This window comes from Streptomyces sp. NPDC008313, from assembly GCF_042956125.1.
GTDB lineage: Bacteria > Actinomycetota > Actinomycetes > Streptomycetales > Streptomycetaceae > Streptomyces.
The window spans coordinates 49,357-69,630 of sequence record NZ_JBIBFR010000006.1; the positions used below are offsets into that span (position 1 = coordinate 49,357).

At 73.7% G+C, this 20,274-nt stretch carries 22 protein-coding genes; 13 read left to right on the forward strand and 9 right to left on the reverse strand.

Translation table 11 applies throughout. The features are described from left to right. Window positions 1-97 precede the first annotated feature (97 nt). The 4 genes from ACFY93_RS10025 to ACFY93_RS10040 all read left to right on the forward strand — a co-directional run bounded on the left by ACFY93_RS10025 (window position 98) and on the right by ACFY93_RS10040 (window position 2,250). A complete protein-coding gene (locus ACFY93_RS10025; RefSeq protein WP_391355632.1) occupies window positions 98-352 on the forward strand; it encodes a DUF6158 family protein in 255 nt (84 codons plus the stop codon). 142 nt (window positions 353-494) lie between these two features. After that, window positions 495-668, forward strand: a complete 174-nt coding sequence (locus ACFY93_RS10030; RefSeq protein WP_391355634.1) for a hypothetical protein — start codon at window positions 495-497, stop codon at window positions 666-668. A gap of 173 nt (window positions 669-841) precedes the next feature. Then, on the forward strand, window positions 842-1,222 hold the full coding sequence (locus ACFY93_RS10035; RefSeq protein ID WP_391355637.1) for a DUF6343 family protein: 381 nt from the start codon (window positions 842-844) through the stop codon (window positions 1,220-1,222). A 77-nt stretch (window positions 1,223-1,299) separates the two neighbouring features. After that, window positions 1,300-2,250 carry a polysaccharide pyruvyl transferase family protein gene (locus ACFY93_RS10040; protein ID WP_391356223.1) on the forward strand — a complete coding sequence of 317 codons (951 nt, stop codon included), beginning with the start codon at window positions 1,300-1,302 and terminating at the stop codon, window positions 2,248-2,250. A gap of 36 nt (window positions 2,251-2,286) precedes the next feature. On the opposite strand, the gene ACFY93_RS10045 is transcribed toward ACFY93_RS10040, so the two are convergent. Next, window positions 2,287-2,706 carry a CBS domain-containing protein gene (locus tag ACFY93_RS10045; RefSeq protein WP_391355639.1) on the reverse strand — a complete coding sequence of 140 codons (420 nt, stop codon included), beginning with the start codon at window positions 2,704-2,706 and terminating at the stop codon, window positions 2,287-2,289. A 201-nt stretch (window positions 2,707-2,907) separates the two neighbouring features. Then, window positions 2,908-3,699, reverse strand: a complete 792-nt coding sequence (locus ACFY93_RS10050; RefSeq protein ID WP_391355642.1) for an MBL fold metallo-hydrolase — start codon at window positions 3,697-3,699, stop codon at window positions 2,908-2,910. A gap of 94 nt (window positions 3,700-3,793) precedes the next feature. On the opposite strand from ACFY93_RS10050, the gene ACFY93_RS10055 reads away from it, so the two are divergent. The 3 genes from ACFY93_RS10055 (at window position 3,794) to ACFY93_RS10065 (ending at window position 5,138) form a co-directional block, all read left to right on the forward strand. Beyond that, entirely contained in the window at window positions 3,794-4,402 is a 609-nt protein-coding gene (locus ACFY93_RS10055) for an ABATE domain-containing protein (protein WP_391355645.1), read from the forward strand. 148 nt (window positions 4,403-4,550) lie between these two features. Then, entirely contained in the window at window positions 4,551-4,745 is a 195-nt protein-coding gene (locus ACFY93_RS10060; RefSeq protein WP_391355646.1) for a DUF2795 domain-containing protein, read from the forward strand. Between the two features lie 81 nt (window positions 4,746-4,826). Beyond that, entirely contained in the window at window positions 4,827-5,138 is a 312-nt protein-coding gene (locus tag ACFY93_RS10065; RefSeq protein ID WP_391355648.1) for a hypothetical protein, read from the forward strand. A gap of 64 nt (window positions 5,139-5,202) precedes the next feature. Here ACFY93_RS10065 and ACFY93_RS10070 read toward each other — a convergent pair whose 3' ends face one another. Then, window positions 5,203-6,012, reverse strand: a complete 810-nt coding sequence (locus tag ACFY93_RS10070) for an SDR family oxidoreductase (RefSeq protein ID WP_391355650.1) — start codon at window positions 6,010-6,012, stop codon at window positions 5,203-5,205. Window positions 6,013-6,434: 422 nt separating this feature from the next. On the opposite strand from ACFY93_RS10070, the gene ACFY93_RS10075 reads away from it, so the two are divergent. Beyond that, window positions 6,435-6,671 carry a DUF6480 family protein gene (locus ACFY93_RS10075; RefSeq protein ID WP_391355651.1) on the forward strand — a complete coding sequence of 79 codons (237 nt, stop codon included), beginning with the start codon at window positions 6,435-6,437 and terminating at the stop codon, window positions 6,669-6,671. Here ACFY93_RS10075 and ACFY93_RS10080 read toward each other — a convergent pair. Further along, window positions 6,655-7,989, reverse strand: a complete 1,335-nt coding sequence (locus ACFY93_RS10080) for a cytochrome P450 (protein ID WP_391355653.1) — start codon at window positions 7,987-7,989, stop codon at window positions 6,655-6,657. The two genes, ACFY93_RS10075 and ACFY93_RS10080, sit on opposite strands and share 17 nt — an antisense overlap. Window positions 7,990-8,173: 184 nt before the next feature. Between ACFY93_RS10080 and ACFY93_RS10085 the strand changes: the two genes are divergently transcribed. Further along, window positions 8,174-8,332 (forward strand): hypothetical protein, encoded by a 159-nt coding sequence (locus tag ACFY93_RS10085; protein WP_391355655.1) that lies wholly within the window; start codon window positions 8,174-8,176, stop codon window positions 8,330-8,332. 202 nt (window positions 8,333-8,534) lie between these two features. Further along, window positions 8,535-10,193, forward strand: a complete 1,659-nt coding sequence (locus ACFY93_RS10090) for a catalase (RefSeq protein ID WP_391355658.1) — start codon at window positions 8,535-8,537, stop codon at window positions 10,191-10,193. Window positions 10,194-10,223: 30 nt separating this feature from the next. Here ACFY93_RS10090 and ACFY93_RS10095 read toward each other — a convergent pair whose 3' ends face one another. The 3 genes from ACFY93_RS10095 to ACFY93_RS10105 all read right to left on the reverse strand — a co-directional run bounded on the left by ACFY93_RS10095 (window position 10,224) and on the right by ACFY93_RS10105 (window position 14,040). Beyond that, window positions 10,224-10,724, reverse strand: coding sequence for a DUF1360 domain-containing protein (locus ACFY93_RS10095; protein ID WP_391355660.1), 501 nt, complete (start codon window positions 10,722-10,724; stop codon window positions 10,224-10,226). Window positions 10,725-10,907: 183 nt separating this feature from the next. Next, the gene (locus tag ACFY93_RS10100) at window positions 10,908-13,436 is read right to left on the reverse strand and encodes an AAA family ATPase (RefSeq protein ID WP_391355663.1); all 2,529 of its coding nucleotides are present in this window, start codon (window positions 13,434-13,436) and stop codon (window positions 10,908-10,910) included. A gap of 97 nt (window positions 13,437-13,533) precedes the next feature. Beyond that, window positions 13,534-14,040: a DUF5709 domain-containing protein gene (locus ACFY93_RS10105; protein ID WP_391355664.1), complete on the reverse strand. Its 507-nt coding sequence runs from the start codon at window positions 14,038-14,040 to the stop codon at window positions 13,534-13,536. A gap of 172 nt (window positions 14,041-14,212) precedes the next feature. Here ACFY93_RS10105 and ACFY93_RS10110 point away from each other — a divergent pair, with 172 nt between their 5' ends. Both ACFY93_RS10110 and ACFY93_RS10115 read left to right on the forward strand, forming a co-directional pair. After that, a complete protein-coding gene (locus tag ACFY93_RS10110) occupies window positions 14,213-15,124 on the forward strand; it encodes a short-chain dehydrogenase/reductase (RefSeq protein ID WP_391355666.1) in 912 nt (303 codons plus the stop codon). 98 nt (window positions 15,125-15,222) lie between these two features. Beyond that, entirely contained in the window at window positions 15,223-16,737 is a 1,515-nt protein-coding gene (locus ACFY93_RS10115) for an MFS transporter (protein WP_391355668.1), read from the forward strand. 161 nt (window positions 16,738-16,898) lie between these two features. On the opposite strand, the gene ACFY93_RS10120 is transcribed toward ACFY93_RS10115, so the two are convergent. Continuing rightward, window positions 16,899-17,396 (reverse strand): SPW repeat protein, encoded by a 498-nt coding sequence (locus tag ACFY93_RS10120; RefSeq protein ID WP_391356225.1) that lies wholly within the window; start codon window positions 17,394-17,396, stop codon window positions 16,899-16,901. Window positions 17,397-17,713: 317 nt separating this feature from the next. On the opposite strand from ACFY93_RS10120, the gene ACFY93_RS10125 reads away from it, so the two are divergent. Then, window positions 17,714-18,841, forward strand: a complete 1,128-nt coding sequence (locus ACFY93_RS10125; protein ID WP_391355671.1) for a glutamate--cysteine ligase — start codon at window positions 17,714-17,716, stop codon at window positions 18,839-18,841. A gap of 158 nt (window positions 18,842-18,999) precedes the next feature. Here ACFY93_RS10125 and ACFY93_RS10130 read toward each other — a convergent pair whose 3' ends face one another. Next, window positions 19,000-20,139: a Vms1/Ankzf1 family peptidyl-tRNA hydrolase gene (locus ACFY93_RS10130; protein WP_391355674.1), complete on the reverse strand. Its 1,140-nt coding sequence runs from the start codon at window positions 20,137-20,139 to the stop codon at window positions 19,000-19,002. Window positions 20,140-20,274 lie beyond the last annotated feature (135 nt).

The window sequence follows — 20,274 nt, forward strand, 5'->3', positions numbered from 1 at the left end:
CCCGCACACCGGGATACCCGGACGGCACACCATGGCGCGACGCGTCCCGCCGCACCGGAGCGCACCGCGTCCCCCACACCGGAGATCGGAGAACCGCGTGTCTGACCAGGGCAACGACCACGGCGCCGCCAAGGCGACGGACGCCTCGGCGCTGGACGAGCAGAATCTGCTCCGGGAACTGGAGAGCGTGCACCACAGCCGCCACGACACCTTCCTGCACGGGTCGCCGGACGCGCTGGAGGCGCACAACCGGCGGACGGCCGAGCTGGAGGGGGAGTACGTGCGCCGGCATCCGCGACGGGCCGTCGCCGCCGGGCGCACCCGGGAGGGGGCGCGGGCACGCGTGGAGTGACGTACGGCGGCCGGTGCGCGGCCGCCCCCGCTCGCGGGACGGCCGCGGGTACTGGAAGGTGTGACTGGCGCGGTGTCGCCGACGCAGCCGTCGGGTACTCGCCGTCGCGCAGCGAACCACAGTGCGAGGAAGGATGACCGTGATGACCGTCCCCGAGGAGAACCGGGCGAAGACGGATACGACGGACGACGTGGTCGGCAAGCCGTCGCGGAGCGGGGCCGGCGAGCACGACGCCGCCGCCGGCTCGTCGGGCCGCACCATGCGCGAGGCGATGGAGGAGGCCGGCGTCAGGCCGGAGGACTACGAGGAGCGCTGACGCGCCGCCGCCCGGCGCCCACGGAGCAGCCGTCCCACGGAGCACCGGTCCCACGGAGCACCCGTCCCACGGAGCACCCGTCCCGCGGAGCGGCCCCGGACGGGCGGACCGCGGGGACACGGCGGGCGGCACGGACGGCAGGGACGGCAGGGACGGTACGGAGGAGGTCCGGGATGCAGGAGAACCGCTCAGCGCGGGCCCGCCGTCCCGTGGAGCCCGCGGCCCGGCCGCGCTCCCGCACCACCGGGCCGCCGGTTCCCGGCTCGCCGGGAACCGGGAGGAGAGCCGGGACCGAACCGCGCGACGCGCGCAGCCCGCTGCGTCTGCGCATGCTGCTGTCCGGAACCTTCCTGCCGCTGTTCGCCGCGGCGGCCGTCGTCCTCGCGGTGTGGGCGGCGCGCTCCGGCCCCGGTGACACGCCCGGCAGCGGACCGCTGACCGTTCTCGCCGCGGTCTGCGCGGTCCTGGCCCTGGTGGCCGCGGTGGACCCGATGGTCGTGTCCCGGCGTGTCCGCCACGAACGGACCAGGCACGGGCGCGGGGACACGCGGTGACCCCGCACCCCGGTGACGAGCCCGACGGCACGGCGGAGCGGGAACCCGCCGGCCCCGCGCGGGAGCACGCGCGCGTGGTGCGCCGCAGGGTCGTGCTGACCGGCTGGTTCAGCTTCGCCGACGGCGAGGCGACCGCCGGTGACGTGCTGGCGCTGCGCCGTGTCGAGGAGGTCCTGGACGCGGCGGGGATCGACCACGACACCGTATGGAGCCCCGGCTTCCGCCCGGACGCGCTGCACCTCGACGCCGTCCGCCCGTACCGGTACACGGAGCTCGTCTTCGTCTGCGGCCCTCTGCACGGCCCCCAGGTGGCCGACCTGCACCGGCGGTTCGCGCACTGCCTGCGCACGGCCGTCGGCACCTCCGTGATCGACCCCGAAAGTGCGGCGGTCACCGGGTTCCACCGGCTCCTGCCGCGCGACGGCCCCGCGCTGGACTCCGTACGGGACCTGTCGGCCCGGGCCCCCGACGCCGGGGCGCGGCCCGTCGTCGGGGTGATCCTGACGCACGGGCAACAGGAATACGCGCAGCGGCGCCGGCACGACGCGGTCGCCGCGCTGACCACACGCTGGCTCCTCGGCAAGGACTGCGCCCGCCTCGAACTGGACACGCGGCTCGACATCCACGACTGGCGGCTGTGCGCCACCCCCGCCCAGCTGGATTCCGTGCTGGCCCGGCTCGACCTGGTGGTCACCGACCGGCTGCACGGGCTGGTGCTCGCCCTGCGCGCCGGTGTCCCGGCCCTGGTGATCGATCCGGTCGAAGGGGGTGCGAAGGTCAGCGCACAGGCCCGGGCCTGCGGCTGGCCCGCGCTCGTGGCCGCCGAGAAGCTGGACGTGCCGCGGCTGGAGCGCTGGTGGGACTGGTGCCTGACGTCGGGCCGGGTGTCCGCGCGGCAGATCCGCGCCGAGTTCCTTGAAGGGACGGCACGGGACGGCGCGGACGCGCTCGTCGCGATGATGACGGGCCACTCCGAGCCGGGAGCCGGCCGCCCGGGGCGGCTGCTCGGCAGCGGCCCCCAGAGCTGACGGGCGCCGCGCCCGCACGGTGCCGGGCGGACGGCGTCACGCCATCGAGTCGGCGACCCCGGGAGCGTCGAGGCCGAACCCCGGACCCGCCTCGACGCCGAGGTCGCGCAGGGCGATGATGCCGACCGTCCGCCCGTTGTCGATGACGGGCAGATGGCGCAGCTCCTTCGCGTACATCAGCGTCAGGGCCCGGTCGACGTCGTCCTCGGGAGCGACGGACGCCAGCTCCGCGCCGCACGCCTCCACGACCGTCCGCGCGGAGACGTCCCCGCCGTCCGCCAGGATGCGCACCGTCAGGTCCCGGTCGGTGACCAGGCCGCGCAGCCTCCCGTCGTCGGTCACCACCACCGCCTTGACGCTCTCGTCCCGCATGATGGTGGCGACCTGGTGGGCCGGGGTGTCCGGTCCGACCGCCCAGGGGTTGGCGGTCATGACGTCGCGAACGCGCTGAGCCATGTTCTCTGCTCCTCATCGACGGGGCTTCACCCCCGCGGACGGACCGGCTGACTCGATATCAGCGACTACCACCGTCCGGAGCCCGCCTACGCCCCCCGACGCGGTCTTCACCCGCACGGCGGCACCGGATCGACCCGGATGCCACGGCCCTCGCCGGGGACGTGCCCGCCGGCCGTGTCCGCCGCGCGCGGTCCCGGAGGATCAGGCGCGCCGCGTCCAGTCCCGGTCCAGGCGGTCGGAGAGACCGGCCGCGGTGAAGGCGGCCTCCAGTTCGTCGCGGCCCTCCGTGAAGTGGGACCAGCTGTCGTGGTGGACGGGGACGACACGGCGTGCGCCGAGGATCCGGGTGGCCTCGGCGGCCTGGGCGCTGTCCAGGACGAGCGGCTCGCCGTCGAAGAGCACGGGGAAGCGGGGCGCCCCGGCGAAGAGGACCGCGGTGTCGACCGGCGCGTAACGCCCGGCTGTCTCCTCGACCGCGTCGAGGGAGGCGTTGTCGCCGCTGACGTAGACGGTGGGAAGGCCCTGGCCGGTCAGGACGAAGCCGACGACCTGGCCGGTGAAGGGCTCGACCTCCTCGCGCGGGCCGGGACCGTGGACGGCGGGGACCCCCGTGACGGTGACCGTGCCGCCGCCCGGGCGGTCCAGCTCGACGGACTCCCAGTCGGCCAGCCCCCTGGCCCCCTCCCCGAGACGCTGTGCGCCGCCGGGGGTGGTGAGGGTGAGCGGGACATCGGCGAGCAGGGCCCTGCCGGAGATGTCGAGGTTGTCCGCGTGCTCGTCGTGTGACAGCAGGACCACGTCGACGGGGCCGAGGTCGGCGGGCGTGGCGCCGGCGGGCGCGGTCTTGGTGAGGGTCGGGCGGCCGGGATTCGCGTAGTCGCCGGGACCGTCGAAGGTCGGGTCGGTCAGAAAGCGCAGGCCGCCGTACTCGAAGAGGGCGGTGGGCCCGCCGAACGTGCGGACCTGGATCTGCTCGGTGCCGTGCTGGGACATGCGTGTTCCTCGTTCCTCACGGATGGAAACAGTATTTTCCGTGAGGTCAGGCTAGGCGGGTGTCACGGAAAAGCGCAAGCGATACCATGAGGGAATGGAAGAGACCGTGGCTCCCGACGACGCGCGGACCGCACTGCCCCCGGCCCCGGGTGCCGACCGGCACCTCTCGCTGGACTTCGCCGACACGGCCTCGACGCTGCCCGCCGGCCAGAGCTACGACCTGCTCGCCGCCCCCGCTTCCGCCAGGCACTGGCTCCTGGCCCACGACCTGATCGCCGAGGAGGTGCGGCTCTACGAGATGTGCGCGCTGCGGATGCGCACGCTCCGCGGCCACGCGCGGGCGCTGTTCACCGCCCGTGTCGAGGGCACCGCCCCGCCGCAGGAGTCTCTGCGGGCCGTCAACGAGGCGCTCACGGCGGTGCCCGCCGCGCCCCTGCTCACCTGGGACGAGACCCAGGGGCTACGCCGGGCCCAGGCGCACCCCACCGACCAGGCCGTCAACCACGCGCTCGCGACACTCGCCGCCGACGCCGCCGACCTGCTCACCGGGCCCGACGCCGATCTCCTCGCCGCCTGCGGCTCCGCTCCCTGCGACCGGTTCCTGCTGCGCACCCACGGCCGGCGCCACTGGTGCTCCACGCGCTGCGGCGACCGCGCCCGTGCCGCCCGCTCCTACGCGCGCCGTGTACAGGGTCCGGCCTGACGGACGGTGTCCGCGATGCCCACGGGCGCCGCTCGGCGCACGCACGGCAGGGCTCCTGGGTCCTGGCCGGCGCGCGTGTTCGGCTTCGGGGCGCCGGGTACTCGACCGGCTCCGAGCCTCATCCCCCACCCCCAGCAGGGAGGCTGCCATGGCGAGCATCAGCCCCGTCGACGTACAGAAGGCGCTCAAGGGCGCCAGCTACCCGGCCGACCGCGACGACCTCGTGGCACTGGCGAAGGGCAACGGAGCCGACAACCGGCTCGTCGAGAAGCTGTCGCACGCCGACGCCGGCAGGTTCGACGGCCCCAACGAGGTGCAGAAGGCCGTCTTCGAGAACGAGTGACCGCTTCCGTGGTCCACCGCCGGGCCATGCGGCCGGTCCGGCCGGCCGCATGGCTTCGCCGTATCCGGTGACTCGTCCCCCATGACCGATTCCTCCCCCTCGCAGTCCGGTCCGGACTCCGACCGGCGGACCGCCGAGCGCCTGATACCCGCATGGCTGGCCGAGGCCGCCCGGCACGAGCCCCGGACGGCGCGGGACACCGAACAGGAATGGCGCGACGGGCAGCTGTCCGGGGACGCCGCCCGGGAACTCGCCCACTGGGTCACGGCACGCGTCACCGACACCGCCTTCAACGAGGACGAGGGCCCCACACGGGACGGCCCGGCCACGATCACCGTCGCCGACAAGGAAGCCGTCCACCGATGGCTCCGGTCCCAGGGACACGACGTCTGACAGCGGCACGGCCGCCCGGCCGCCGGCGGGCCCGCCCGTCGCGGGCCGCCGACGGGCGGACGGCTCAGGGGCGGCGCCAGTCGTCGCTGTGCAGATGCGATCCCGCCTGGGGCCCCATCCGTACCATGCCGCCGTCCGCCACCCAGGACGCGCCGGTGACGTACGAGGCGTCGGGGCCGGCGAGGAAGGCGATGACGGCGGCGATCTCCCGGGCGTCGCCGGGCCGGCCGAGAGGGATGCCCGGACGCCGCTCGCCGCGGACGTCCGTGTCCTCCTGCCCGGTCATCGGAGTGGCGATCTCGCCGGGGGCGACCGCGTTGACGGTGATGCCGTGCTCCGCGAGTTCCAGGGCCATCACCTGCGTCAGCAGACCGAGCCCGCCCTTCGCGGCGCAGTACGGGGCGGCACCCACCCGCGGCTGGTGCTCGTGCACCGACGTCACGTTGACGATGCGGCCGCCGTCGCCCTGCCGGATCATGCGGCGCGCCGCGCGCTGCCCGCACAGGAACGGGCCGACGAGGTCGACGTCGAGGACGTGCCGCACGTCGTCGGGTTCCAGATCGACGAACGGCGTGGCGGTGCCCGTACCGGCGTTGTTGACCAGGACGTCGATCCTTCCGAGCCGGTCGGCGAGTTCGTCGACCGTGTCCGCCGCCTCGGGCAGCCGGCCCAGGTCCATCCGGGCGACGGCCGCCCGCCGGCCGTGCCTGCCGACCTCCTCGGCGGTGCGCGCCGCGCCCTCCTCGTCGGTGTGCCAGGTGATGCCCACGTCCATGCCCGCCGCGGCGAGCCGGACGGCCGTGGCCCGGCCGATGCCCGAGTCCGAACCGGTGATCACGGCGACCTTGCCGGACGGGGCTGCGGCGGACGTCATACGGCACCTCCGGATCCGGTGCCCAGTCCGGGCTCGGGGTACGGGCTGGGGCCCGGAGGCGTCGGCGGAACCGGGTCCGGCTCCGGGGCCGGAGGCCTCGGTGGCACCGGATCCGGACCCGGCGCGGGCACGGGGCCCGGCAGCGGGCCGGGCTGCGGAGCCGGCGGTCCGGGCGTCGGGGTGGGGCGGGGCGGCGTGGGGTCGTTCGGGGGAGTGCTCATCGGCCTTCTTCCGGGTTCGGTGACGGCGGATGCCGGTTGTCACGGAGCAGAGGGGAGGGTCAAGACAGGGCGTACGGGTCTCCGCCGCCGCCCGGATCAATCCCGCGTGCCGTGCCTTCGCGATCGAGGTTCCATCCGTGTGTGTCCGCATCCATGACGGCGCGGAGGTGCATCCGGCGGTGACGGGGGGACTCGTACGCCATGACTTCTTCGAATCCGGATCCGGACCCTCGGCGCATCTCGGGACTGGCCCCCGGCGGCGGTGTGCCGCCGGGGGAGACCCCACCGGGCGAGAGCAGCATGTCCGGGGCCGGTCCCCGGGACACCATCAGCAATCCGCCGAAGGGGTGGGCGAAGGCCCCGCTGGCCCTGATCATCGCTGTCGCGGTACTGATCGCGGCGGGCCTCCTCGGCTACGCGATCATGCTGATGCTGTGACGGCGGCGCGGCGCACCCCGGAGATCACGAAGCCGCTGCGCGGCCGGGTGGGGATCCGCCGGAGCGGGATGGTGAGGTCCTGCGCCGGGACGTCGTACTCCAGCCGGGCGAGCCGCACGGAGAGGGCTTCCAGCAGGGCGATGGTGACGGCCTCCCCCGGACACCGGTGCCCCGAGCCGGGGTCGCCGCCGCCCTGGGGGATCAACTCGTCGCGTTCCACGGGCCGGTCGAGGAAGCGCTGGGGACGGAAGGTGTACGGGTCGCCCCACAGGCCGGCGTCGTGGTTCTGCCCGTACACGTCGAGCAGGACGAGTGTGCCCTCCGGGATGCGCACGCCCTGCCAGGACAGGTCCGCCGTTGCGAGGCCGCCGACGAACGGCGCGAACGGATAGAAGCGCCGCACCTCGTGCGCGAAGGCCGCCGCGTAGGCCCGGTCGTCGCCCCGCAGCCGCTCCCGGCACTCCGGCCACCGGTGCAGGGCGTGCGCGGCGAAGGCGACGAACCAGGCGATCGCGGCCGTGGGCCGCAGCACGTTGAGGAGTTCCACCGCCGCCGTACGGGCGTCGAGTGTGCGGCCGTCGGAGTCGCGGTGGTGCACCACCGCGGCGACCACCGAGTCCTCCGGGACCGAGACGTCACCGGCCCGCACCCGCTCCACGAAGGCCGCGAGCAGGTCCTCGCGGCGCCTTCGGGCCGTCCGTGCCTGCCAGTGCCGCGGGCCCGGGGTGGCGAAGCCGTCGACCATGGCCACCAGATCGCGTGCCATCGCCTCGACGAGGCCGTCCGCCGGGGCGCGGTCGCCCGGCCGGGTGTTGCCGGTCACCTCGACCGGGCCCGGCGCCGCCTGGTGCCCCGCGTCCAGCGGCACACCGGCCCAGCGGCACACCCCGAGGGTGAGCACCTTCGCCGCCTCGTCGAACAGCACCACACTCGGCTGTCTGCCCCACGCGCGCTCCGCCTCGTCCCACGCGGCCGTGACGTACTCGGCCAGGTCGGCGATGCGGGCGGGCGGGGTCAGCAGGGACAGGAACATCGCCTTGCGCAGCCGGTGCTGTTCACCGTCCAGGGTGTGGACCGGCCCGTCGCCGAACAGAGTGCCGCGGACGGGTTCCGGCAGCGCGCCGTGCCGGTGCACATGGTGTTCGTCGTAGAAGAAGCGCACGGCTTCCGGTCCGCGCAGCGCCACCGCGGGCCGGCCCGCCAGCCGGGTGCGGAGCACGGTGTCCGCCGTGCGGCGCATGCGGTCGGGAAGCCAGGCGTACCCCTCCAGGAGGAGCAGCGCCGTGTTGTCGGTCAGGGGATGAGGGGGTGACTCCATGGGTCCTTGAGTGTCCACGGCTCCGTCCCGAACGCAGCCGCGGCACGCCGGGCCGAGCGGGGGACCCCCCGCGGGTGGGAGCCGGTCAGGAGGGGTACCCGTGGGTCGCCCGGCGGCCCGGTGGCCGTGGGGCGGACGGGGGACTCCGACGTCCGGACGTGCCACGCGGAAGTGAGGACGACCCATGAGTGAGACCACCCCCTCCCAGGCCGAGGGCGAACGCGACCTCGACGGGGACTCCACCAGGGCGGCGCGGGCCGCGTACGAGCGGAGCGATCCGCCGCACACCACGCCCTCGCAGGCCGAGGGCGAGCGCGACGAAGAGGACGACGAAACCCCGTAGCGCCGGACCACTGCTCTTCCGTCCGGGCCGGCCGGGCCGGACGCCGCGGGCCCGGACGGCCCGGACGACAGGTCCCGGCGTCGTCCCGGTCACCCGGTCGGGCCGTCCACAGCGGTTCGGGTCGTCGCGATCACGATCCCTCGCATAGCGTTATGTCTGATATGCGGCACATTCGGGATGCGGGTCGAAGGAGTCGACGATCGTGACGGACGTATCGAGCAGGGGCCCCGCGGCGGACGACCGCCGGGAGACGCTCACCAACCGGCAGGGGCACCCGGTCCACGACAACCAGAACCAGCGCACCGTCGGTTCACGCGGCCCGGCGACACTGGAGAACTACCAGTTCCTGGAGAAGATCAGCCACTTCGACCGGGAGCGCGTCCCGGAGCGCGTCGTCCACGCCCGCGGCGTCACCGCCTACGGGTACTTCGAGGCGTACGGGGCCTTCGGCGACGACCCCATCGCGCGCTTCACCCGTGCCAAGCTCTTCCAGGAGCGCGGCAAGCGCACCGACGTCGCCGTGCGCTTCTCGACCGTGATCGGCGGCCGCGACTCCTCCGAGGCCGCCCGTGACCCGCGGGGATTCGCGGTGAAGTTCTACACCGAGGACGGCAACTGGGACCTCGTGGGCAACAACCTGGGAGTGTTCTTCATCCGGGACGCCATCAAGTTCCCGGACGTCATCCACGCCCTCAAGCCGGACCCCGTCACCTTCGAGCAGCAGCCGCGGCGGATCTTCGACTTCATGTCGCAGACCCCCGAGTCCATGCACATGCTCGTCAACGTCTTCAGCCCGCGCGGCATCCCCGCGGACTACCGCCACATGCAGGGCTTCGGCGTCAACACCTACAAGTGGGTCAACGACGAGGGCGAGACCCTGCTGGTGAAGTACCACTGGATGCCCAAGCAGGGGGTCCGCAGCATGACCGAACAGGACGCGGCCAACGTCCAGGCCGACGGCCTCGGCCACGCCACCAAGGACCTGTACGAGGCCGTGGCGCGCGGCGAGTACCCGGAGTGGGAGCTGCTGGTCCAGGTGATGGAGGACCACGAGCACCCGGAGCTCGACTTCGACCCGCTGGACGACACGAAGACGTGGCCCGAGCAGGACTTCCCGCCCCGGCCCGTCGGCCGGATGGTGCTCGACAGGATGCCGGAGAACTACTTCGCCGAGAACGAGCAGATCTCCTTCGGCACCGGTGTGCTCGTGGACGGCCTGGACTTCTCCGACGACAAGATGCTCGTCGGCCGCACCTTCTCCTACAGCGACACCCAGCGCCACCGGGTCGGCCCCAACTACCTGCAGCTCCCGGTGAACCAGGCCAAGAACGCCCAGGTGCGCACCAACCAGCGCGACGGCCGGATGACCTACCACGTCGACGGCGGAGGCGGTAACCCGATCGTCAACTACGAGCCGTCGATCACGGGCGGTCTGCGTGAGGCGCGCTGTCCGGCGCACGAGGAACAAGGTCCGGAGATCCGCGGCCGGCTCACCCGCAAGCGCATCCCGCGCGCGAACGACTACCTCCAGGCCGGCCAGCGCTACTGCCTGATGGAGCAGTGGGAACGCGACGACCTCGTGGCGAACTTCGTCACCCTGCTGTCCCAGTGCGACCGGCCGGTGCGGGAGCGGATGGTGTGGCACTTCCTGCTCGTGGAGAACGACCTGGGCACGCGGGTGGGCGAGGGGCTCGGCATCAGCGCCCGGGACGTGAAGGACCTCCAGCCGCTGCCCGGCCAGGACCTGACGGAGGAGGACCGTAAGCGGCTGGCCAATCTGGGCGGCAACCCGCCGCGCGACGTCACCGGGCTGACCATGACCCACTGTGTCCCCGACGAACGGCACATCGTCACCCGCTGAAGCCGCAGGTGTCCCGCGGGCGCCCGGCCGTCAGCCCTCGGCGTTCTGCTGCGTCCAGGTCCAGGCGTACTGCAGCCAGTCGGAGACGGTCATGGCGGTCAGCCCGGAGACGACGAGCCGAGCGGCGCGGGGCGCGGCGACATAGGAGCAGGTCAGCGCCGTGGCCGTCCAGGCGGAGACGCAGAACGGGCAGGACACCAGATCGCCGACGGCCAGCCGGACGCCGCTGCCGCGGGGCTCGTCCATGACCTCGCCCGCGCTGGTGTCCTCCTCGCGCCGGGTGAAGGGTGCCCGCAGGAAGCTGGTGATCTTGTCCTTGGTGAGCAGACGCGCCGTCTTGTAGGTGGCCACCCCGAGGAGGAGGACGTCCCAGGGCGGCACCCGGTCCGGCAGGACGACCCCGCGCCGCCGCGCCACCAGGGTGAACGTGCCGGCCGCCGCCGCGAACGCCGTCGCCACGGCCGCGTAACCCCCGAGCGGGACGGCTCCTCGCTGGTCGTAGTCCTGTCCAAGGGTCTGCTCGGCGGTCATGACACCTCCATGGATACGTGGTCGGCAGTGCGCACGGCCGGTCCGTACGCGGCGTGGGCTCCGCCCGAGTGCCCTCGCCGCCCGCCGCTACACGCCACCCCGTCCGCACCTCCGCGCGGCCTCGTCCGCACCCCGTGCGGCCCCGTTTCCGGTGACGGCCTCGGGCAACTCGGCACGGTCCGCTCACTCCGCCCCGGCCGCCGCCGTACCGCGGAAGTCCAGGGCGCCGTCCGCCACGTCCACCAGGACGCGGCCGCCCGCGGTGAGCCGGCCGTCGAGCAGCAGCCGCGAGAGCGGGTTGTCCACCTCGCGCTGGATCGTGCGGCGCAACGGGCGGGCACCGTACTCCGGCTGGTGACCGTGGCGGGCCAGCCAGTCCACCGCCTCCGGGCTGAACTCCAGGGTGACGTCCTGGGCGTGCAGCCGGCGCCGGGTCTCCTCGAGCAGCAGATCGGTGACCTGCCGCAGCTGTTCGGCGGTCAGCCTGCGGAAGATGACGATCTCGTCGATGCGGTTCAGGAACTCCGGCCGGAAGTGCTCGCGCAACGGGCGCAGCACCTGCTCACGCCGCCCCTCCTCGTCGGCCTCGGAGCCGTCCGGCCGGAAACCCAGCGTCGCGCCGCGCCCGGTGATCGCCTCGGAGCCGAGATTGCTGGTCATCACGATGACCGTGTTGGAGAAGTTCACGGTGCGGCCCTGCGCGTCGGTGAGCCGCCCGTCGTCCAGCACCTGAAGGAGGATGTTGAAGACGTCCGGGTGGGCCTTCTCCACCTCGTCGAGCAGCAGCAGTGAGTACGGGTGGCGCCGTACGGCCTCGGTGAGCTGACCGGCCTCCTCGTGTCCCACGTATCCGGGCGGCGCGCCGACCAGCCGGCTGACGGTGTGCCGCTCCTGGAACTCGCTCATGTCCAGCCGGACCATCCGGTCCTCGCTGCCGAACAGCGCCTCCGCCAGCGCCCGGGCCAGCTCCGTCTTGCCGACACCGGTCGGGCCGAGGAAGAGGAAGCTGCCGATCGGCCGGTCGGGGCTCGCCAGGCCCGCGCGGGACCTCAGCACCGCCTCCGACACGGCGCCCACCGCCTCCTCCTGCCCGACGACCCGCTCGTGCAGATGCTGTTCGAGACCGAGCAGGCGGTCCTTCTCCTCCGCGGTGAGGGTGCTGACGGGGATGCCGGTCTGCCGGGACACCACCTCGGCGATGTCGGCGGCGGCCACCTCGACGATCTCCCCGTCACCGGGCTCGCGGTCCCGGCCGGCCTCGATCCTGCGGGCCAGCTCGGCGACGCGGTCGCGCAGTTCGGTGGCGCGCTCGTACTGCTCCGCCGCGACCGCCTGGTCCTTGTCGCGGGCGAGCTGCTCCATCTCGCGCTCCAGGGCCCGTACGTCCGTTCCCTTCGTCCGGAACCGGAGCCTGACCCGGGCGCCCGCCTGGTCCATCAGATCGATGGCCTTGTCCGGCAGGAAGCGCTCGGTGAGGTAGCGGTCGGACAGCTCCACCGCGGCGAGCAGCGCCTCGTCTGCGTACCGCACCTGGTGGTGCGCCTCGTAGCGGTCGCGCAGCCCGCGCAGGATCTCCACCGCGTCGGCGGCGGTCGGCTCCGCGACGAGGATCGGCTGGAAGCGGCGGGCGAGCGCCGCGTCCTTCTCGATGTGCCGGCGGTACTCCTCCAGCGTGGTCGCCCCGATGACGTGCAGCTCGCCGCGGGCCAGGGCGGGCTTGAGCATGTTGCCCGCGTCCATCGAGCCGCCGTCCGACCCGCCGCCGCCGGCACCGACCACGGTGTGCAGTTCGTCGATGAAGACGACCAGCTCGTCGGAGTGCGCGCGGACCTCGTCGATGATGCCGTTCAGCCGTTCCTCGAAGTCGCCCCGGTAGCGGGTGCCGGCCACCACTCCCGAGAGGTCGAGGGTGACCACCCGGCGGTCGGCGAGCGTCTCCGGCACGTCGCCGTCGGCGATCCGCTGGGCCAGCCCCTCGACGACGGCGGTCTTGCCCACGCCCGCGTCGCCGATGAGCACCGGGTTGTTCTTGCCGCGCCGGGAGAGCACCTCGATGGTCTGCTCGATCTCCTCGTCGCGCCCGATGACCGGGTCGACGCGGCCTTCCCTGGCCAGCTCCGTCAGGTCCCGGCCGAACCGGTCGAGGTTCGGCGTGGCCGTCGCGGGGTTCGGCCGCTGCTCGGCGGGAAGGGGCGGTCCCCCCTGGGGGGCCTGCGGGGCGGCCCCGGGGTCGAACCGCGCGGCGTTGAGGATGTGCCCGGCCGCCGAGTCGGGGTTCGCGGCCAGGGCCATGACGATGTGCTCGGGACCGATGTAGCCGGCGCCGACGGCCCGGGCCACCTCGTGCGCGTCCAGCAGCGCCCGCTTGACGGCGGGCGTCAGCGCCACCGCCTGCGGGGGAGGGCCGCCGTCCGGCTCACCCGCGTGCCGGTCGATCTCGCCCGCGATCTGCTCGGGGTCGGCTCCCGAACGCGCGACCAGGTCCCGGGTCGGCTCGATGGTCAGCGCCGCCCGCAGCAGATGCTCGGTGTCGAGGTTGGTCTTGCCGTGTTCTGCGGCGTACGAGGCCGCCGAGGCCACCAGCTGCCGGGCGGGCCCGCTCATGAGCCTGCCGATGTCGATCTGCCGGCGGCCGCTGCCGAGGAAGCGGGCGATGAGTTCCCCGAAGGGATCCTGCCCGAATCCCTCCGGCCCTGCGAAACCGCTGCTCATAGTCTTCCGTTCCGGCGCCCCGGCCGACCGGGACGCACTGCTGGGTGGTCGTGTGCTGCCCGTTACGCGTGCCCATCCGGGCCGGGTTCAAAAGACCTCAGGGCGTGTCCGGGGACGGGTCGGTACGTCCCGGAGCGGGGGGCAGCTGCTCGTCGGACACGATGTGGACGGCGGCCTCCTCGGCGCCGGCCGCGCCTCCGTCGATGCCCTCGTCCTCGGCGACGGCCTCCTTCGTGGTGTCGGGGCGGGCACCCTCGTCCGGTGCCACCAGCCGGCCCGCGCGCTCCTCGCCGGTCTCCGGGTCGCGGGGTTCGCCGTCGCCTCCGGGCAGGTCGCCGATGCCGTCACCGGCGGGCGGCTGCACATCGGGCACCTCCTGGCTCAGCCGTTCGTCGAGCGTCTCGCCGTCGTGCTGCTCCGCGGCGGTGGTGCCGGTCTTGGTGACGCCCAGCGGCTTCTCCGGCGGCGAGTAGCCCTCGTCGAGCATCTCGTCGTAGTCGCGCTCGTCCACGGCGTCCTGAAGGTCCAGCGGTGCGGCGTCCTCCTGCTCCTCGTTGCCTCCGGTGGGCTGGTAGGCGTCGTCCGCCATGCTCTGGTCGCTCATGAGTACCTCGTACTCCGGGTTCGTCGGTGGTCGCGTCATGGTCGTCGCGGGGTATCCCGCGACGGTTACTCGCAGTGCCCGCGATGTATCCGGCCAAACGCCGCGGCGCCGCGTACGGCGGCCGGTGCGACCGACAAGCCATACATCGGCCATATCTGCATAAAGTAAGACCATGGGATCAGTTGCCCGGAGTCGTCATCGTCCCCTCGCCGGCCGCGTCGTGGTCGTCACGGGCGCCGCGCGAGGCATCGGAGCCGCGCTGGCCCGCGGCCTGTCGCACCGCGGCGCCCTCGTCGCCCTGCTGGGACGGCAGCCCGAGGACCTCCAACGCGTGGCGGCGTCACTGACCGGACCCGCCCACTGGTGGGAGGTCGACGTGACCGACGACGCGGCCATGGAACGGACCGCGGCCCGCGTCCGTGACCGGCTCGGCCGCCCGTCCGCCGTCGTCGCCAACGCCGGAGTCGCCGAGGGCGGCCCGTTCATCGACTCGGACCCCGTCACCTGGAGACGGGTGATCGACGTCAACCTGAACGGGAGCGCCAACACCGCCAGGACCTATCTCCCCGACCTCGTCGCCACCCGGGGCCACTACCTCCAGGTCGCGTCCCTGGCGGCCATGGGCGCCTCCCCGATGATGAGCGCCTACTGCGCCTCCAAGGCCGGCGTCGAGTCCTTCGCCCACGCCCTGCGGGCCGAGGTCGCCCACCAGCGGGTGGGCGTCGGCATCGCCTACGTGAACTGGACCGACACCGACATGATCCGGGACGCCGACGAGCACGCCGTCCTGCGCGAGCTGCGCGCCCACATGCCGCCGCCCGCACGGCGCGTGTACCCCGTCGACCTGGTCGCCGGGCGGCTGGTGACGGCGGTGGAGCGGCGTTCGGCCGCCGTCTACGTACCCCGGTGGCTGCGCCTCGTGCAGTTCACCCGGGGAGCCCTGCCCCCGCTGGTCACGCTCGTCTCCCGCACGCAACTGCCCCGCCTGGCCGCCCGGGAGCGCTTCGAGGCGACCGGGCTGCTCGGCGCGGGAGCGGAGGGCGACCCCGCGGAGGGCGACCCCGGCGAACGCCACGAGTCCTAGCCGCGGCCCGCACCTGGACGACACGGACGGCCGAGACGACACGGACGGCACGGACGGCCCGGAGCGGCGTGGAGTGAAAGAGGGAGAGAGGAGCCTCCGTGGAGTCCGAGGCGCGCGCGGACGGGACGGGGAGCGGCACGGCACCGGACGGCGACACGCCGGACGCCGACCGGTGGCGTGCCCTGTGGGTCACGCTGGTCGCCGGATTCATGATCCTGCTCGATGTGACCATCGTCGCCGTCGCGCTGCCGTCCATGCAGCGGGAACTGCACGCCTCCGCGGCCTCGGTGCAGTGGGTCGTGTCCGGCTACGCCCTGTCGTTCGCGCTGGCCCTGGTGACCGCCGGCCGCGTCGGCGACGCGATGGGCAGACGGCGCGTGTTCCTGCTGGCCCTCGGCGCCTTCGTGCTGTGCAGCGCGGCCGCGGGCGCCGCGCCCTCCATCACCTGGCTCGTCGTGGCCCGGCTCGCGCAGGGCGTCGCGGCCGGCTGTCTGGCCCCGCAGAACTCGGCCCTGATCCAGCAGCTGTTCCGGGGCGAGGAACGCGGACGCGCCTTCGGCCTGTTCGGCGCCACCGTCGGCGTCTCCGCCGCGGTCGGCCCCGTCACCGGCGGCCTGATCCTCGCGCTGGCCGACGGTCCGGACGGCTGGCGCTGGATCTTCTACGTCAACGTCCCCGTCGGGGTGCTCGCCGTGCTGCTGGGCGCCCGGCTCCTGCCGCGGGTGGCTCCAGGCCGCCGGGGCTCGCTCGACATGCGGGGCGTGGCGCTGCTCGGCGCCGGGGTGCTGGCCCTGATGCTGCCCCTGGTGCTCGCGGAGGCCGGGGGCCTGCGCCGGCTGTGGTGGCTGTTCCTCGCCGGGCCGGTCCTCCTGGCGGGCTTCGCCGCCTGGGAGCGGCGCGTCTTCGCCCGTGGCGGGGAACCGCTCCTGGACCCCCGGCTCCTCACGGAGACCCGCGGTTACGCCACCGGCGCCGGTATCGCCGCCCTGTACTTCGTCGGCTTCAGCGGCGTCTGGCTGGTGTTCGCGCTCTTCTTCCAGAACGGCCTCGGCTTCTCCCCGCTGTGCTCCGGTCTCGCCGTGACGCCGTTCGCCGTCGGCTCGGCCACCGCCTCGGTGGTCGCGGGACGGCTGGTGGAGAGGCTGGGCAGGCTGCTGACCGTCTGCGGACTCGTCGCGGTGGTGGCGGGGCTGGGCGGCACGGCACTGATCCTGCGGTACGTCCCCGCGGACCACGCGTCCTGGCTGGCGGCCCCGGCCCTCCTGGTCGGAGGGCTCGGCAGCGGCTGCGTCATCTCGCCCAACATCACGATGACCCTGCGGGACGTCCCCGTGCGGATGGCGGGTGCGGCGGGCGGTGCGCTGCAGACGGGGCAGCGGCTCGGCGGCGCCGTGGGCACCGCGGCTCTGCCGGGGCTGTTCTACGTGGTGCTCAAGGCGACCCACGGCGACTACCACGTGGCGGTGGGCGTCGCCGTCGGCTGCGGGGTCGCCGCGATGTTCGGATCCCTGGCCGTCGCGGTCGTCGACTGGCGCCGCGACCGCGCGCCCGGTCACGGAGAACCGGACGCCCCCGAGGGCGCGCGCGACCACACCCGCGCGGGCCGGGGCTGAGTCCCGGCCCGCCGGATTCACGGCCGGGCCGGCGCCTTGTGGCCGTGCCCGGCGCACGACGAACCCCGTGGCCTCGGTCCACTGCCCCGACCGCCGGGTGATACGGCGGGACGAGGCGCCGGACGAGGGCCACGGGCGTGTGCGGGCCCGGGGTCGAGAGGTCAGCGCTGCCGGGTGGCTCCGTACGACTCGGACGCGCCGCGTCCTTCACGCGCCGCCCGTCCGGACCTGCCGGACCGCCCGGACTTGCCCGCCGCCTTGGCGGCCGCGCTCGCCGCGAGTCCCAGCAGGAGCGCCACGCAGCCGGTGACGACGTTGCTCCAGATGGTCCGTGTGGTGCTGACGTCGCCGGCCACGACCCAGGGCGAGATGATCATCCACACCCCCAGGGCGCAGGACGCCCATGCCATGCCGTGCGTGCGCTCGTAGGCGCGGCCGAACCCCCCGCTCATCAGAAGGGCGTAGGAGATACCCACGATCAGGTTGGTGACCGCCAGGGTCGTGAAATTGTTGAAGCCCACGATCCAGGGTGAGGCCGCCAGATACAGGCCCGTGAGAAAGCCCAGTGTCTCGATGGCCTGCACCTTGGGCGTGGACGCGGCGCGCTCGGCCATCTCGTGGCGGTTGCGCATGTCGATGATGTCGGGATGCGTCTCCATGGACGGCCTGGACGAGGTTGTCACTGCCTTCACCTCCGCTGTGCGATGCGTTCCGTAGTGGCGACGGACGAGTACCCCTACGATGCGGACAAACCAGGTCTCATGTATCGGAGAGATGACAATTCGGCGCACTCTCCCGACGGCCGCGGACAGAAGGCCGCCCGGGCCTGCCCGTGGCATGCGGGCCGGGCTTATTCGCGTCCCGGCCGGGCACTCCGACGTGTACGACCCGCCGCGCGGATATGTGCGGCGGGGACTCGCCATCACGGGACGCGGCGGGCCCGCCGCCTCGTCCCCCTTCGCCGTGAGGAGTGCATGTGAGCGTTCATATCGGGGTGGAGGAGGAGTTCCATGTCGTGGAGGAGGAGAGCCGGCTGCTGGTGCCGCGCGCGGACACGCTGCTGGAAGGGCTCCCCGGCCGCACCTTCACCACCGAACTGCAGCAGTCCGCCGTGGAGTCCAACAGCGCGGTGCACACGACCCTCGACGACCTGTACGCCGACCTGACCGGGACCCGGCGGCGGCTCGACTCGGCCGCCCGCGAGCGGGGACTCGCCGTGGCGGCCGCGGGCACCGTGCCGCTGGCGCGTGCGTCGGCCCAGCACCCCACCGACGACTTCCGCTACCAGCACATGGTCGACGAGTACCAGACCGTCGCCGACGAGCAGCTGATCTGCGGCGCGCAGGTCCACGTCGACATGCCCGACCGTGACCTGGCCGTCCGGGTCATGTGCGAGGTCTCCCCGTGGCTGCACGTCCTGCTCGCCCTGTCCGCCAGCTCGCCTTTCTGGCTGGGCGCCGACACCGGCTACGCGAGCTGGCGCACGATGCTGTGGCAGCGGTGGCCCACGGCTGGCCCCATCGGCTGCTACGCGAACGCCGCCGAGTACGACGAGGCCGTGCAGGACCTCATCAGCTCGAAGGTCATCAGCGACCCCGGGATGATCTACTACGACATCCGGCCCTCCGCCCATCAGCAGACCCTGGAGCTGCGCATCTGCGACGCCTGCCCGCGGGTGGAGACGGTCGTGCTCATCGCCGGTCTCTACCGCGCCCTGGTGACACAGGCCCGCGAGCGGCTCCAGGAACCGGACGCCCCCGGGTGCCAGGGCCGCCACGAGTGGCTGCGCGCGGCGGGCTGGAGGGCCGCGAGGTCGGGCCTGGAGGAGTCCCTGATCATCCCGGACACCCGCCGTGCGGCGCCCGCCGAGCAGGTGGTGCGCAGCCTGCTGGCCCGGGTGCGCCCGACGCTCGAGGCCGACGGTGACTGGAAGACGGTCCAGGAACTCGCCGAGCAGGCGCTGGCGGACGGATCGGCCGCGCACCGTATGCGCCGCACGGCCGAGGACGAGGGCCTGGCGGCCTGCGTGGACCTGGTGACGGCCGAGACCCGTGGCGAACGCCGGACCGGGCGGCGCCCTGCCGCGGGGGCCGCGGGCGGCTGACGGGACCGCCGTCACACGGACGGAAGACGAGTGGGCTCCCGGGGGGAACGCCCCGGGAGCCCACCCACGCGTCCGTCCTGGCACGGATCCTGTCCACCCGCGCGGGCGGTCCGTCAGTCGCCCGCCGCCGGGCCGGGGACCCGTGCCGCGCGCGGTGCCTATGCGGGACTCGGCTCGTACGTCCAGCGGAGCAGGGCGCCGAGACCGCCGGCGGGGACGTCGTCGGCCACCTCGTCGAGGGGGATGACCAGCACGTCGGCCGAGGCGGCGGCCGCGGAGCGCAGCAGCGCGTCGTCGGCCCGTACGGACACGGGCGCGCTCCCTCCCAGTGCCTGCGCGTCGGTCCGGCGTACCGCGACCTGGTCGGGGCCCGTGCCCACCCACATCTCGCGGCGCAGATCCGGTCCGTCCGGCCGGAGCAGGAGGGTGCCGATGCGGTGCTCGCGGGCGGCCTCCGCCACGGCGGGCACCCCCTCCACCGCGTCGGTGGGCCGCTCGGTGGTGACCCGGCCCGCACGGAAGCGGTCGAGAGCCTCCTCCACCCGCCGGTGCACGAACTCCTGGCGGGCGCGCTCGACCGCCTCCTCCATGGCCGGCGACGCGGAACCGGCGGCCCGGCCACCGTGCTCGGTCTGTACGGTCACCCCGCGGACCGCTTCGGGCAGCTTGTCGTGCACGGCGGGCCGCTCGCGGGGATCGCCGGCCAGCACGACGAGGTCGGCACCCGACTCCTGGTAGGCGGCGGCCAGGGCCTCGGCGATCTCGGCGGCGTTGCGCTCCCAGGTGTTCTCCACCTTCAGCTGGAAGTGCCGCTCTGACCAGTCGGCCGAGGCGGTGCGGTGCACCGGCCGCTGTTGTCCTTCGACGTGTCCGGAGTCCTGCGGTCCGGCGGCGGAACGCAGTTCGAAGTCGGCGCCGGTGCGGTCGATGTAGGCGACGAGGCAGACCGGGTCCTGACCGGCCAGCTCCAGCAGCGGTGTCAGCCGCGGCAGTGGAGTCCAGTAGGCCGTCTCGCGCTGCGGCCGCCGGGACAGCCGGTGACTGAGCACGACCTCGCCCCCGGCGGCGAAGACGGCCTGTCCCGAGGGGGCGTCGGCGGGGGAGAGCCCTGTGAGGGTGTCGCGGACCGCCCGTACGGTGGCCTCGTCGGCTCCCTCCCGCTCCAGGGTCCGGCAGATCTCCCGTATGGAGAGCTCGCGCTCCTTGGCGCCCGACTCGTCGTTCTTCGCGGGATCGAAGTACACCGTCGCCCAGGGGCCGGGGCGGTCCAGGAGTGGTCGCAGGAATGAGAGTTGCACGTTATCTCCTCGTATACCCGTGTTGTGACCGGCCTCCGGCCGAGTACCCGGCCGCGCCGAAGGCAAGCGAGCCGTCCGGGCGGCCCGCACGGCGCGACTGATCTGGGGTTTTGAACCGCCCGCCGGTGCAACCCG

What these genes read in the sequence shown, in the direction of transcription:
- ACFY93_RS10060 (WP_391355646.1), top strand. Translation starts at nt 4,551, where the DNA reads ATGGCGAGCATCAGCCCCGTCGACGTACAGAAGGCGCTCAAGGGCGCC.
- ACFY93_RS10070 (WP_391355650.1), bottom strand. Translation starts at nt 6,012, where the DNA reads ATGACGTCCGCCGCAGCCCCGTCCGGCAAGGTCGCCGTGATCACCGGT.
- ACFY93_RS10075 (WP_391355651.1), top strand. Translation starts at nt 6,435, where the DNA reads ATGACTTCTTCGAATCCGGATCCGGACCCTCGGCGCATCTCGGGACTG.
- ACFY93_RS10035 (WP_391355637.1), top strand. Translation starts at nt 842, where the DNA reads ATGCAGGAGAACCGCTCAGCGCGGGCCCGCCGTCCCGTGGAGCCCGCG.
- ACFY93_RS10105 (WP_391355664.1), bottom strand. Translation starts at nt 14,040, where the DNA reads ATGAGCGACCAGAGCATGGCGGACGACGCCTACCAGCCCACCGGAGGC.
- ACFY93_RS10100 (WP_391355663.1), bottom strand. Translation starts at nt 13,436, where the DNA reads ATGAGCAGCGGTTTCGCAGGGCCGGAGGGATTCGGGCAGGATCCCTTC.
- ACFY93_RS10120 (WP_391356225.1), bottom strand. Translation starts at nt 17,396, where the DNA reads ATGGAGACGCATCCCGACATCATCGACATGCGCAACCGCCACGAGATG.
- ACFY93_RS10045 (WP_391355639.1), bottom strand. Translation starts at nt 2,706, where the DNA reads ATGGCTCAGCGCGTTCGCGACGTCATGACCGCCAACCCCTGGGCGGTC.
- ACFY93_RS10030 (WP_391355634.1), top strand. Translation starts at nt 495, where the DNA reads ATGACCGTCCCCGAGGAGAACCGGGCGAAGACGGATACGACGGACGAC.
- ACFY93_RS10080 (WP_391355653.1), bottom strand. Translation starts at nt 7,989, where the DNA reads ATGGAGTCACCCCCTCATCCCCTGACCGACAACACGGCGCTGCTCCTC.
- ACFY93_RS10085 (WP_391355655.1), top strand. Translation starts at nt 8,174, where the DNA reads ATGAGTGAGACCACCCCCTCCCAGGCCGAGGGCGAACGCGACCTCGAC.
- ACFY93_RS10095 (WP_391355660.1), bottom strand. Translation starts at nt 10,724, where the DNA reads ATGACCGCCGAGCAGACCCTTGGACAGGACTACGACCAGCGAGGAGCC.
- ACFY93_RS10050 (WP_391355642.1), bottom strand. Translation starts at nt 3,699, where the DNA reads ATGTCCCAGCACGGCACCGAGCAGATCCAGGTCCGCACGTTCGGCGGG.
- ACFY93_RS10065 (WP_391355648.1), top strand. Translation starts at nt 4,827, where the DNA reads ATGACCGATTCCTCCCCCTCGCAGTCCGGTCCGGACTCCGACCGGCGG.
- ACFY93_RS10055 (WP_391355645.1), top strand. Translation starts at nt 3,794, where the DNA reads ATGGAAGAGACCGTGGCTCCCGACGACGCGCGGACCGCACTGCCCCCG.
- ACFY93_RS10110 (WP_391355666.1), top strand. Translation starts at nt 14,213, where the DNA reads ATGGGATCAGTTGCCCGGAGTCGTCATCGTCCCCTCGCCGGCCGCGTC.